Genomic DNA, 12,379 nt, shown 5'->3' with positions numbered 1-12,379 from the left:
ATCGGAAAATCCCTGGCTGTTAAGGCAGCCGGGTAGCATGGTTTTGTGCGGTACGAAACCGGTCTCCGAGGCCGATTCCCGGGAATCTATCACCGTCATCCTGAGGAGCGCGCAGCGCGTCTCGAAGGATGCACGGCCCGGCTGGTGGCCGTCGACCCTTCGAGACGCCGCTTCGCGGCTCCTCGGGGTGACGGGTCGAGGGTCAGTCGCGTTCCTACAGCGGCAGTTCCGGCTCGCGGCGGGCGTTGCGGCGCGCGGTGGTCGCGGAGGCCGAGGTCGAGGAGCGCACGAAGCTCCAGCGGATGGTGCCGGCCTGCCTCGCGTCCTGCCGGATCACGATCTGGGAGGTGCGGCGCGGGCCGTCGTTGCCGGCCAGGAACACGCTGTCCTCGAGATCGACCTTGTCGTCCATCGACTCGAAGGTCCAGACGTCGCGGTTGGGCAGCACCAGCATCACGCCGCGGGCATCCGACAGCCGGCTCGCCTTCACCGAAGGGTGCAAATGGAAGCGCAGCGCGAAATCGGCCTCGCTGCCCTTGATACGGCCGCCCGGTGCCGGCGACAGCGAATCTTCGCCCTCGAGCCGCGTGCCGTCCTGCGCGACCATCAGCACGCGGCGGTGGATCACGCCGAAGCGCGAGAGATAGCCGTCATGCGAGGCGGTGAGCACGTCGCCGTCGGGAACGGCTTCGCGGTAGCTCTCGACATTGCTCGGCCCGCTGGTGATCGGCGCGCCGCGCAGCAGCCGCTTCATCGCCGACAGCTCGACGAACTGGCACGACGAGGTGTCGCGATAGGTCAGCGTCGAATGCGCCGCGGTGGAGCGCGCGAACGGCCGCCAGTTGTCGCGGCCTGTGCTCGGCATGCCGCAATTGACGACGATGCGGCTCACCCCGGAGGAGAGCTCAAACGACAGGCAGCCGGCATGCGCGTCCTGGCTGACGCTTGCTGGCGGCGGCGGGCCGGTGTCGATGATCAACGCGGTGCTGCCGGCATCGAGCCGCTGGAAGCCGGTATGCGGCATGCTCGCCATCGGCACGCCACGGGTGTCGTCATAGGCGAGCAGCGTCGCGACGAGATCGGACGGCGCGGTGCTCATGCCGTTGAACAGCGCGAAGCTGCCGTCGCCGTGCCGGAAGAAGCGCAGCATCGGCATCATGCGGTCGATGGCGTTGAGCAGCGCCGGCGGCGGCGCGATATTCCGTGCGGCAAAGGTCTGCCGCAGCGGCAGGAGATCGCTGAGCAACTCGACCAGCGCGCCGGGATTGCGCGAGATGTGGCCGCCATCGGGCAGGATCTGGCGCTGCAATTCGTCGGACAGTTTGCGCGTCGCCGATTTGATGTTGCGCGCCTGGTTGGCGAGACAGAGCGAGGCGTAGCACAGCGCGATCAGCACCTGCAGGCGCGGAACGCCGTCATTGTCGAGCGTCGCGTGGCGCAGATAGCGGATCTCGCGCGCCAGCCCGCGCAGATATTTGCGGTAGAATTTTCCATCGGTGTCGCCGAGCACCAGCGGCGCCTGCGACAGCAGCGAGATCACCCGCCGCGCGCGCACATCGGCGCGGCGCTCCAGCGGCCGCTTGCGGGCCTGGTTGGAGATCCAGTCGTCGACCAGCGAGCGGGCGTTGGCGCGGGTCAGCGCGGTGTCGGCGGCGCGCAGATGGCGCAGCCAGCCGAAGCCGAGCAGGGCGGCTTCCCAATCCTCCGACGGCGGCTCGAGATCGAAGATCGAGCGGCCGTGGCAGGTGACGATCTTGCCGGCGAAAACGAATCGTCCGGCATAGATCTCGGCCGCGCGGGTGGCGTCGGCGGTCCGCAGGTCGTGCGGGGCGATGATCAGACGGTCGGTGCGGCCGGGCCAGAGCCGCGACAGCGCCACCGTGCTTCCGCTGGCGCGTGCGAGCATGCTGCGGGCAAAGCGGCCAGCAATCAGCGTCGAGATGCGTCTGCTTTGAGCGACCGACACGCCTAACCTTGCGGGGAGGGAATTTTCAACGAATCCTTATTTAATCCGGAAACGCGGCCAAGACACCTGCCAAGACGCCTACCAGGACACCCTCTTGATACCGCACGAATCACTTCGAGCTTAGAAGACTGAAGTTTAAAATCAGGATTTAACCAGCCGGGCCGCGTAAAAGCCGTCCAGCCCGCCCAGCCGCGGGTCGGCGTTGGGCAAATGGCTGGGCAGGGTACGCAAATCGCCGTCGGCGGTGATGATGTCGTCGAGGCCGGCGACCTCGCTTGTCTCGACCGGTGCACGGCGCAGGCCTGATTCGCTAGCCAGCAGCGCGGCAATCGCGTGCTCGCCTTCCTCCGGCTCCAGCGAGCAGGTGCAGTAGACCAGGGTGCCGCCGGGCTTCAGCAGATTGGCGGCTTTTTGCAACAGCCGCTTCTGCAACGCCGACAGCGCCGCGATGTCGCCTTCCTGCCGCAGCCAGGCGACGTCGGGATGGCGGCGGATGGTTCCCGTCGAGGTGCAGGGCGCATCGACCAGGATACCGTCGAAGCTTGCGGCCTCGGCGGGCCATTCGGCGGCGTCGGCAACGACGGTCTCGGCCTGCAACTCCAACCGCGTGAGATTGTCACGCAGCCGCGCGACCCGCGCCGGCGAGCGGTCGACCGCGGTGACATGCGCGCCGGCCAGCGCGAGCTGGGCGGTCTTGCCGCCGGGCGCGGCGCAGAGATCCGCGACCGCCTTGTCCTTGATGTCGCCGAACAGCCGCGCCGGCAGCGCGGCGGCGGCGTCCTGCACCCACCACTGGCCTTCGGCAAAGCCGGGCAGCATCGTGACGGAACCCTGCAGCAGCGTGCGCACGGTTCCCGTCGGCAGTATCTCGCCGTGCAGGCGGCTCGCCCATTGCGGCGCGTCGGACTTCACCGTGAGATCGAGCGACGGCTCGTGGCCGAGCGCCAGCGCCATGTCGCGCGCGGTGGCTTCGCCGTAATGCGTATTCCAGCGCGCCAGCATCCATTGCGGCAGGTCGAGCGTCTGCGTGCCGATCTCGTCGATCAACCCCTGGCCCTCGCGCGCGCAGCGGCGCAGCACGGCGTTGACGAGCCCGGCATATTTCGCGGCGCGCCGGTCGGATTGCACCAGCCGCACCGAAAGATCGACTGCGGCATGGTCAGGCACGTCCATCCAGAGAATCTGTGCCGCGCCGATCAGGAGTGCGCTCTGCGCGCGCGGTGCATCGGTCGGGACGCCGCGGTCGAGCAGGCGCGACAGCAGATGGCCCAGCGTGCCGAGCTTGCGCAAGATGGTCGACACCAGCCGGCGCATCAGCGCGCGGTCGCGATCGGCCAGCGATTTCAGGCCGGGATGCGCGCCGGCGCCGTCGAGCTGGTCGTCGAGCGTGCGGTGCTTGTGCAGCACGCCATCGAGGATGTCAGCCGCGATACGGCGGGCCGCGAGACCGGGGACTTCGGCAGGTACTGCAAATCTTGAAGGAGGCATGAAGCGGAGATATCTCGAAGGTGCTGAGTTACATTCGGCTCATGCCCATCAACTCGAGACCACCTCTGGCATGCGAATATGCCAAATGTAAGAATCGCCTTGCGGGATTTTGTGATCGTGATGTCGTCACTGAGCCAGCACAGAGATACGCAACGCGCGGTCGGAAGGTTTTGCCATGTCTGATAAATCGCTATCGTCAGCGCCGCCGGAGGCCGCGCTCCGCAAGCCGCTGACGCCGGCCGCGCAACGCGCGCTCGCCGAGGCCGCGGCGCGGCGCAAGGCTGCCGAGGAGGCCGCCGCGCAGAACGTGGCCGCGCGGCCGAAGGAATTCCAGGGCCCGAAGGGGCCGGAACCGACGCGCTACGGCGATTGGGAGACCAAGGGCATCGCCTCGGACTTCTGAGAGCCTTGCCTGACGGCTCGACTCAGGTCAGTCTGGGAATATGTCCCCATACGAAAGAATAAATGCTTATCGTGGGACGGGGCGTCCGCCTTTCCGCCGGACCCCTTGGGGCCGCCGCGTCTCGGCGGCGCTGCCATGGGTGTTCGTGCTCGGCATTGCCGTCGGCAGCACATTGCCGATCCGCCAATGGGTGCATTTGCCGCCGACCTGGTCGCTCGGCAGGTCGCGCGACACCGACGTGATCTGGCAGCGGGCCGGCGCGCCCGACATCAGGCACAACGTTGATGTGATCAGGACGATCGACGGCGACACGTTCGAGGCGCGGGTGCATTTCTCGCCGGGCCCGGATCTGTACACGCGTGTCCGGCTGCGCGGCATCGACGCGCCGGAGCTGAAGGCATCCTGCGCGCGCGAACTGCAAATGGCGCAAGCGGCGACGGTGGCGCTACGCGACCTGCTCGGCCAGGGCGACGTCGCGATCTACAATATCGGTCCCGACAAATATCAGGGCCGTGTCGTCGCCGACGTCGCGACCAGGAAGACCGACAATGTCTCGGCCGCGCTGCTTGCCGCCGGCCATGCCCGCGCCTACAATGGCGGGCACCGGTTCGGCTGGTGCGGATATTTCGCGCGCTAGGCGACAGCGTCAAACCAGGTAAACAAAAAGCCGCGCATCCGCGCGGCTTTGCTTTGGACGAGGCGCTGCGCCCGATCAGCGGGTGACGACGACCGTCGTGCCGATCTCGACGCGCGAATAGAGGTCGGTGATGTCCGTGTTGAGCATGCGGATGCAGCCGTAGGAGACGAAGCCGCCGACCGAGCCCGGCACGTTGGTGCCGTGGATCGCATACTCGCCGCCGGCCAGCGTCATCGCAGCGACGCCCATCGGGTTATGCGGCGAGCCGCCGGCGATCACGTTCGGGATGCTCGGCTTGTCGCGCTTGACCTCGGCGGGCGGCGACCAGGCCGGGTTGCGATATTTGCCGTCGATCTTCGTGGTGCCGGCCCACTGCTTGCCGGACTTGCCGACGCCGACCGGGTAACGCATCGCGTGGCCGGAATCGAGAATGAGGTAGAGCCGCCGTTCGTTGGTCTTCACCACGATGGTGCCTGGCTCATAGTTGTCGGCGTGTATTCCCACCATTTCCGGCCGGGCTTCGGCCGCCTGCGACGTCAAGACAACAGCACCAAGGGTGGCAGCCAGCGCCACCGCAAACTTCATCGACATCAACCTCTCCACTTCCCAACAGCTTCCGTACGGAAGCCAAAAACGAAGATGCAGAGCCCTTGAAAAACCGGGCCTGCCGGTCTCACGCACGCAAGATTAACCGCGTGTGTTAACCGGGTGGTTTCACACCGGCCGCGAGACACGTCCTGATGGCGCGGAGAAAAGGAAAAGTTCGGATTAAAGTAAATGACCTGAAAACAACACTTGGCCACAAACGCGCCCCAATCGCGCCACGCCTCTGACAATCCCGTGAAGCGGCCCGTTGCAGGAAAAGGGAAGGGCCGCGGCGGTGATCGCGCGCGGCCCTTCCTCGGTTTCCCGGTTTTGCTGCTGCCGGCCTTACGCCGGCGCGCCCTTCTTGTTCTGACGGTTCTGCACGAGGTCGTCGACCACGGCCGGATCGGCCAGGGTCGAGGTGTCGCCGAGACTCGACGGCTCGTCCTCGGCGATCTTGCGCAGGATGCGGCGCATGATCTTGCCGGAGCGCGTCTTGGGCAGGCCGGGCGCGAACTGGATCAGGTCCGGCGAGGCGATCGGGCCGATGTCCTTGCGGACCCAGGCGACGAGCTCCTTGCGCAGCGCTTCGGTCGGCTCGGTGCCCTTCATCAGCGTGACATAGGCATAGATGCCCTGGCCCTTGATGTCGTGCGGGTAGCCGACGACGGCGGCTTCCGACACCGCCTCATGCGCGACCAGCGAGCTCTCGACCTCGGCGGTGCCCATGCGGTGGCCGGAGACGTTGATGACGTCGTCGACGCGGCCGGTGATCCAGTAATAGCCGTCGGCATCGCGCCGGCAGCCGTCGCCAGTGAAATACTTGTTCTTGTAGGTCGAGAAATAGGTCTGCTCGAACCGCGCATGGTCGCCGTAGACCGTGCGCATCTGGCCCGGCCATGACTTGGCCAGGCAGAGATTGCCCGAGGTCTCGCCCTCCAGCGTCTTGCCGTCGGCATCGACGATCTCGGGCACCACGCCGAAGAACGGCCGCGTTGCCGATCCCGGCTTCAGCTTGGTCGCGCCGGGCAGCGGCGTGATCAGGATGCCGCCGGTCTCGGTCTGCCACCAGGTGTCGACGATCGGGCAGCGGTCGTCGCCGACCACGCGGTAATACCACTCCCAGGCTTCCGGATTGATCGGCTCGCCGACCGAGCCGAGCAGCCGCAGCGATTTGCGCGAGGTCTTCTTCACCGGCTCGTCGCCGCCCTGCATCAGCGCGCGGATCGCGGTCGGCGCGGTGTAGAAGATGTTGACCTTGTGCTTGTCGACCACGTTCCAGAAGCGCGAATTGTCCGGATAGTTCGGCACGCCCTCGAACATCAGCGTGGTCGCGCCGTTACAGAGCGGCCCGTAGAGAATGTAGCTGTGGCCGGTGACCCAGCCGACGTCGGCGGTGCACCAGTAGATGTCGCCGTCGTGATAATCGAACACGTATTGATGCGTCATCGACGCGAACACGAGATAGCCGGCCGAGGTGTGCAGCACGCCCTTCGGCGTTCCGGTCGAACCCGAGGTGTAGAGGATGAACAGCGGGTCCTCGGCATGCATGTGCTCGGCCGGGCATTCCGTCGTCACCATGGCGGCGGCCTCGTGATACCAGAGGTCGCGGGTCGGGTTCATGTCGATCTTGCCGCCGGTGCGCTTCACCACCACGACCCAGTCGACGCCGCCGGAATCCTTAGAGTCGATCTTGGCGATGGCGGCATCGACATTGGCCTTCAGCGGCACTTTCCTGCCGCCGCGCAGGCCCTCGTCGGCGGTGATCACCACCTTCGAGTCGCAGTCCTTGATGCGCTGGGCGAGGCTGTCCGGCGAGAAGCCGCCGAACACCACCGAATGGATGGCGCCGATCCGCGCGCAGGCCAGCATGGCGTAGGCCGCTTCCGGAATCATCGGCAGGTAGATCGTGACGCGGTCGCCCTTCTTGACGTTCCGGGTGCGCAGGATGTTCGCCATCTTGCAGACTTCGTCGTGCAGCTGGCGGTAGGTGATGTGCTTGGATTCGGAGGGATCGTCGCCCTCCCAGATGATCGCGGTCTGGTCGCCGCGCTTCTCCAGATGGCGGTCGATGCAATTCCAGGCGACGTTCAGCACGCCATCCTCGAACCATTTGATCGAGATGTTGCCCGGTGCGAAGGAGACGTTCTCGACCTTGGTGAAGGGCTTGATCCAGTCGATCCGCTTGCCGTGCTCGGCCCAGAAGCCGTTCGGGTCCTTGACCGAGTGCGCGTACATCTCGCGATATTTGGCGTCATCGATATAGGCGCGCTTGGCCCAGTCGGCCGACACGTCATAGATCTTCTCGGACATCATTTTCCTCCACTCATTGCCGATCGCGAACGACGCGACGGCAAGCCGTCTTGATCATTGCCGCGATTATGCGTTGCCGCATTCCGGCCCGGCAAGGAAAAAGGACTGTCACTTTCGTCGCGTGGAAGCCGTCGGATAGTCCGCCGGCTTCCGCTTTTGGCAAGACGGCTTACCGCAACGCGTCGACGAGAGAAACCTATGCGCCATCGCGTGCTCGGGGTCACTGGTCTCTTGGTCGTAGTGGTGTCGTTCTCTGCGCCGTTCGCTGCCACCGCAGCAGTGTCGCGTGCGATACGCTGACGCCGATTTTGATGGTCGGCTTCAGGTACAAGTGAATGAATTTCGGACGCCGCGGCGATGAGCTGCGTCAACACGTTCGTGACCGCGTAATCCTTGGTTGCGGCCAGCGGTTGGACCGGCCCGTGGCTGCAGAACTCGAGCCACGTACCCAGCGAGAGCAGCGCGCGAAAGGGCAAGGTCGCTGACCTGATCTGGGACCGCGGTGGACCCAGGGCGGCGTTCAAACGCCGGTTTCCGGTACCGCGCTCGCGTCATTTTGTCCGATCCCGGGCAGCCCAAAATCAACGTTAGCGGGCGAATGGCACCCATGAAAGGTAATTTGGCACCGTCAATAACTGATTCGCGACTCGCAATGTCGGCCCCGACGCCCTAAATCGCGTTTCCGAGGCCGGACGGCCCACCGGAACGAAGCCCGAAGCAACGGCATTACCGGGAGACCAGCGGAACAAGGCGTCTTGCGAGAATAATGATGGATCAGCAGAATATCGCGGCTGTGCGGCCCGTTTCCGCCGATCCCGCTGTCGCCTTGGCAAAGGCACTGGGCCAGTGGCCAAAGCAGACGCCACGCGCAAAGTTGCGATCGCCGTCAACACTCAAACTCGACGCCCCCGCCGCCATCAGAACGACGGTTGAAGAACTGGCGCGTGATCTGGGCCTGCGGCTCGGCGACCAGAACGAGCTGACCATCCGCCGCATCAAGCGCGGCAAGACCTATTCATTCGTCCGTGCCAATGGCTCGCGGGTCCGCGATGCGCGGACGATCCGCCGGCTGCACGCGATGGCCGTTCCGCCGGCCTACCGCCAGGTGCGCTATTCCAGCGATCCGAGCTCGCATCTGCAGGCGGTCGGCCGCGATGCGGCGGGCCGGCTGCAATATCGCTATCACGCCGACTGGGAGAAGGTTCGCGAGCAGCGCAAGGCGCATCGCCTGGCCAAGCTGGTGGCCGCGCTGCCGAAGATCCGGCGCAAGGTCTCGGCGTTTCTGTCCGGGGACGAGCCGACGCGCGAGTTCGCGCTGTCGGCGGTGATCGAGCTGATCGCGCGCACCGCGATCCGGCCCGGCAACGAATCCTATGCGCGTCTCAACGGCACCCGCGGCGCCACCACGCTGTTGAAGTCCAACGTCACGCTGGAAGACGACTCCCTGGTGCTGACCTTCAAGGCCAAGGGCGGCAAGGCCGTGCGCAAGGAATGCGACGCGGCCAAGCTGGTGCGTGCGATCGGCATCCTGCGCGGTGTCCCAGGCAAGCGCATGTTTCAGTATTATGATCGTTCCGGCGTGGTGCGGGCCGCCTCGACCACGGCGGTGAACGCGTTCCTGCGCGAGATCGCCGGCATCAAGATCTCGCTGAAGGATTTCCGCACCCTGATGGCGTCGGCTGTCGTCGTGGAATCGCTGTCGCGGATCACGCCGGCCACCAGCCAGCGCGGCCGCAAGCGCCAGGTGCTGGATGCGATCCGCGCCGCCGCCGACCAGCTGTCCAACACGCCGGCGATCTGCCGCAAGAGCTATGTCCACGACACCATCGTCACCGCATTCGAGGACGGCATCCTCGAACGCTTCGCCGCGACGATGGGAGGCTACCGCACCCAGTCCAAGCGCGAGCAATTGCTGGCGCAGGTGGTGATGGCGGCCGGGGCGTAACGGGCCACAAACTCCGCTGTCGTCCCGGCGAAGGCCGGGACCCATTACCCCAAATATTGATTGCGGAAACGAGCTGGAGCCCCAGCGCGCTCTAACGATGCTCGCCTGTGGTTATGGGTCCCTGCTTTCGCAGGGACGACGACAAAGTTTGGTCGGAACGCTACAGCCCGCCCATCTTGCAGACGTACTTCCATTCCTCCGCGGTCACCGGCTGCACCGAAAGCCGCGAATATTTCACCAGCGCCATATCGGCGAGCTTCTTGTCGGCCTTGATCGCGGCCATCGTCACCGGCGTCTTCAGCGGCTTGTCGGCCTTGATGTCGACGCAGACGAACTTGCCGGTCTTGTCGGTCGGATCGGGATAAGCTTCCTTGATGATCTCGGCGATGCCGACGATCTCCTTGCCCTCGTTGGAATGATAGAAGAACGCCTTGTCGCCCTTCTTCATGTTGACGAGATTCTGCCGGGCAGTGAAGTTGCGCACGCCGGTCCAGGCTTCGCCCTTCGCGCCCTTGGCGACCTGATGGTCCCATGACCAGACCGACGGTTCGGATTTCACCAGCCAGTAATTCATCGCAACTCACCCCGTTCGATTGCGCTGCAATCTACAGCGACGCGGATGCCCGCGACAAGCGCGGGCACCCGATCCAGAGCGTTTTCAAGCGAAGTGGATGCCGGTTCGCGTGAAGAAAACGCGTCAAATCAAGAAGCGCAGCACCTACTGTTTCAAATATCGATCGAAGAACCTGGCGATGTCGGTGAACGCCTCCTTCGTCTCGGGCGCGTCGGCGTTGAACTGGTACTGCGCGTGCGACTGCCCCTCATAGACATTGAGATCGGCGATCACGCCGGCGCGGCGCAATTTGCGATGCGTGCGAACCGTGTTGCTGAGGAACAGATCGCGCGTGCCCGATGTCAGGATGGTCGGCGGGAAGCCCTTGAAGTCACCATAGATCGGCGAAATGTAGGGATTCTTCAGGCTGGTGCCGTTTGCATAAAGCTTGGCCGCGCGGCCGAGCCATCCGTCCCAGGTCACCAGCACATTGTCGACCCACTCATTGCTCGCGTAGCTGTCGCCGATCTTGTCGATATCGGACCATGGCGTGCCCGGCGCGATGGCGGCGGGCAGCGGCAGCTTCTCGTCCTTCGCCCGCAATACCATCGCAAGCGTCATCGCCCCGCCCGTCGACGTGCCGAAGATCGCCAGCCGGCGGTGTTCGTGCGATTTCAGAACTTCCTTCCAGACCGCCATCGCGTCGTCCATCGCGGCCGGATAGGGGAAGTCCGGCGGCATCCGGTAGTCGACCGAGAGGACCTTGAAGCCGCCAAAGCCCGCCATCATGATGGCTTCCGGCAACGCGGCTTCGCCGGGGCCGAACACGTAACCACCGCCATGGACGTGGATCAGCAGGCGTCGCCTGTTCTCGAGCGCGATCTTGTTCGGGGTGACGATGTAGCAGTGCACGCCGGCAAGCTTGGTTTCCTCGACCTTGACGCCGAGCTTCGCCTTCAGCGCCGGAACACCCGCGATCAGAAGCTTGGCGCGGCGATCGATCAACTCCTTCCATTCCGCCGGGGTTTTGGGGTCGGCATTGAAATGCGGCGGATAGGGCGTGCCGATCATTGCCTGCATCTCGGAAGACACGTCGGCGGTTGGATTGCCGATCGATTTGAGCGGCGCGACCCGCTTGCCGTTGTCGGCATTGGCGGCGGCCTCGCTCTTGGCAAGTTCGTCGTAGGAGGTTGCGGTCTGGGCGTGGGCGATAGTGGATGAGGCGGTGAGGGCGACGGCGAGGCTGATCGAGAGAAGGCTGATCGAAAGGATGGCGCGATGCGGTTGACGCATGGGTTTTCCCTTGGGATCCGTTTTTCGATTTGTTGGACCGGGATCCGACGGTTCGCCGCCACGCTAGTACGGCGCGCACGGATCGTGAAGCTGCGCCACGCGCGCCTGTGACGTGCGTTACTCCGCCTTGAACGGCCGCGTCAGCAGGCCTTCGATCGCGGCATCGACGGTCAGCCGGTCGCTCAGGATCGCGGCGACCGCGTTTGACACCGGCATGTCGACCTTTTGCGCGGCGGCGAGCTCGCACAGCACCGGTGCGGTGAACGCGCCTTCGGCGAGCTTGCCGATCGGTGCGGCTTCGCCGCGTCCGAGCGCGAGGCCGAGCGCGAAGTTGCGCGATTGCGCGGTCGAGCAGCTGAGCAGGAGATCGCCCAATCCCGACAGGCCTGAGAGTGTTTCGGTGCGGGCGCCGCAGGCGCGGCCCAATCTTGCGAGCTCGCTGAAGCCGCGTGTGGTCAGCGCGGCGAGCGCGGAGGCGCCGAGATTCTTGCCGACCACGATGCCGGCGGCGATCGCCAGCACGTTCTTGGCCGCGCCGCCGATCTCGACGCCGCGCACGTCGGTGGTGTGATAGGGCCGGAACGTCGCCGAGCCGAGCGCCTGGACCAGCGCGCGTGCGAGCGCTTCGTCGCTGGTGGCCAGCGTTACGGCGGTCGGCAATCCGCGTGCGACGTCGTCGGCAAAGCTCGGCCCCGACAGGATCGCGGGCACGGCGCGCGGCGCGGCTTCCGCGATCACCTCGGTCATGAATTTATGCGTGCCGTGCTCGATGCCCTTGGCGCAGGCGACGACAGGCGTGTCGGGTTTGAGATGCGGCGCAAGATGCCCAACCGCCGCGCGCAAATGCTGCGCCGGTGTCACGGCCAGGACGATGTCGGCGTGTGCCGCGGCGGCGATATCCGACGTCACGGCGATGCCGGGATGAAGCTGGACACCAGCCAGCCGCGGATTGACCCGCGTCGCCTGGATCTGCGCGGCATGCTCGGCGTTGCGCGCATACAGCGTCACCTTGCGCCCGGCGCGCGCCGCGACATCGGCCAATGCCGTGCCCCAGGCGCCGGCACCGATCACGCTGACTGACATATGCGCGGGCATCGGAACCCCTAGCTCAGCTGCGCTCCCTCGCCCCGCTCTTGCGGGGAGAGGGTTGGGGTGAGGGGCTGTATCCGCGAGTGTACCGAATGTTGAGACCTGTA

General features: G+C 65.5%; 10 protein-coding genes. 3 read left to right on the top strand and 7 right to left on the bottom strand.

Annotated elements, in window-relative coordinates; all coding sequences use genetic code 11:
* Nucleotides 1-214: 214 nt before the first annotated feature.
* Nucleotides 215-1,966, bottom strand: a complete 1,752-nt coding sequence (locus tag IF803_RS16700; RefSeq protein ID WP_461192829.1) for a heparinase II/III family protein — start codon at nucleotides 1,964-1,966, stop codon at nucleotides 215-217.
* A gap of 141 nt (nucleotides 1,967-2,107) precedes the next feature.
* Entirely contained in the window at nucleotides 2,108-3,454 is a 1,347-nt protein-coding gene (locus tag IF803_RS16695) for an RsmB/NOP family class I SAM-dependent RNA methyltransferase (RefSeq protein WP_304498023.1), read from the bottom strand.
* A gap of 175 nt (nucleotides 3,455-3,629) precedes the next feature.
* Between IF803_RS16695 and IF803_RS16690 the strand changes: the two genes are divergently transcribed.
* Both IF803_RS16690 and IF803_RS16685 read left to right on the top strand, forming a co-directional pair.
* Nucleotides 3,630-3,857 carry a DUF1674 domain-containing protein gene (locus tag IF803_RS16690; RefSeq protein ID WP_411783978.1) on the top strand — a complete coding sequence of 76 codons (228 nt, stop codon included), beginning with the start codon at nucleotides 3,630-3,632 and terminating at the stop codon, nucleotides 3,855-3,857.
* A 40-nt stretch (nucleotides 3,858-3,897) separates the two neighbouring features.
* Nucleotides 3,898-4,494 carry a thermonuclease family protein gene (locus IF803_RS16685; RefSeq protein WP_461192828.1) on the top strand — a complete coding sequence of 199 codons (597 nt, stop codon included), beginning with the start codon at nucleotides 3,898-3,900 and terminating at the stop codon, nucleotides 4,492-4,494.
* Between the two features lie 75 nt (nucleotides 4,495-4,569).
* Here the strand turns inward: IF803_RS16685 and IF803_RS16680 are convergent, their stop codons facing one another.
* Entirely contained in the window at nucleotides 4,570-5,085 is a 516-nt protein-coding gene (locus IF803_RS16680; RefSeq protein ID WP_461192827.1) for a L,D-transpeptidase, read from the bottom strand.
* A 339-nt stretch (nucleotides 5,086-5,424) separates the two neighbouring features.
* A complete protein-coding gene (acs, locus tag IF803_RS16675; protein WP_461192893.1) occupies nucleotides 5,425-7,392 on the bottom strand; it encodes an acetate--CoA ligase in 1,968 nt (655 codons plus the stop codon).
* A 766-nt stretch (nucleotides 7,393-8,158) separates the two neighbouring features.
* Between acs and IF803_RS16670 the strand changes: the two genes are divergently transcribed.
* Nucleotides 8,159-9,337, top strand: coding sequence for a DNA topoisomerase IB (locus tag IF803_RS16670; RefSeq protein ID WP_016844862.1), 1,179 nt, complete (start codon nucleotides 8,159-8,161; stop codon nucleotides 9,335-9,337).
* A 160-nt stretch (nucleotides 9,338-9,497) separates the two neighbouring features.
* On the opposite strand, the gene IF803_RS16665 is transcribed toward IF803_RS16670, so the two are convergent.
* The 3 genes from IF803_RS16665 to IF803_RS16655 form a co-directional block, all read right to left on the bottom strand.
* Nucleotides 9,498-9,911 carry an EVE domain-containing protein gene (locus IF803_RS16665; protein ID WP_057021328.1) on the bottom strand — a complete coding sequence of 138 codons (414 nt, stop codon included), beginning with the start codon at nucleotides 9,909-9,911 and terminating at the stop codon, nucleotides 9,498-9,500.
* A gap of 144 nt (nucleotides 9,912-10,055) precedes the next feature.
* Nucleotides 10,056-11,183: an alpha/beta hydrolase gene (locus tag IF803_RS16660; protein ID WP_461192826.1), complete on the bottom strand. Its 1,128-nt coding sequence runs from the start codon at nucleotides 11,181-11,183 to the stop codon at nucleotides 10,056-10,058.
* A gap of 117 nt (nucleotides 11,184-11,300) precedes the next feature.
* Nucleotides 11,301-12,278: an NAD(P)H-dependent glycerol-3-phosphate dehydrogenase gene (locus IF803_RS16655; RefSeq protein ID WP_461192825.1), complete on the bottom strand. Its 978-nt coding sequence runs from the start codon at nucleotides 12,276-12,278 to the stop codon at nucleotides 11,301-11,303.
* Between the last annotated feature and the right edge of the window lie 101 nt (nucleotides 12,279-12,379).

The sequence above is a fragment of the Bradyrhizobium sp. UFLA06-06 genome, assembly GCF_054820065.1.
Note: the sequence above shows the minus strand (reverse complement) of the source record. Positions and strands in the feature narration are given on the sequence as shown.

Bases quoted from the DNA above. Each gene is read 5' to 3' on its own strand.
- IF803_RS16695 (WP_304498023.1), bottom strand. From the start codon at position 3,454: ATGCCTCCTTCAAGATTTGCAGTACCTGCCGAAGTCCCCGGTCTCGCG.
- IF803_RS16660 (WP_461192826.1), bottom strand. From the start codon at position 11,183: ATGCGTCAACCGCATCGCGCCATCCTTTCGATCAGCCTTCTCTCGATC.
- IF803_RS16685 (WP_461192828.1), top strand. From the start codon at position 3,898: ATGTCCCCATACGAAAGAATAAATGCTTATCGTGGGACGGGGCGTCCG.
- IF803_RS16690 (WP_411783978.1), top strand. From the start codon at position 3,630: ATGTCTGATAAATCGCTATCGTCAGCGCCGCCGGAGGCCGCGCTCCGC.
- acs (WP_461192893.1), bottom strand. From the start codon at position 7,392: ATGTCCGAGAAGATCTATGACGTGTCGGCCGACTGGGCCAAGCGCGCC.
- IF803_RS16655 (WP_461192825.1), bottom strand. From the start codon at position 12,278: ATGCCCGCGCATATGTCAGTCAGCGTGATCGGTGCCGGCGCCTGGGGC.
- IF803_RS16665 (WP_057021328.1), bottom strand. From the start codon at position 9,911: ATGAATTACTGGCTGGTGAAATCCGAACCGTCGGTCTGGTCATGGGAC.
- IF803_RS16670 (WP_016844862.1), top strand. From the start codon at position 8,159: ATGATGGATCAGCAGAATATCGCGGCTGTGCGGCCCGTTTCCGCCGAT.
- IF803_RS16680 (WP_461192827.1), bottom strand. From the start codon at position 5,085: ATGTCGATGAAGTTTGCGGTGGCGCTGGCTGCCACCCTTGGTGCTGTT.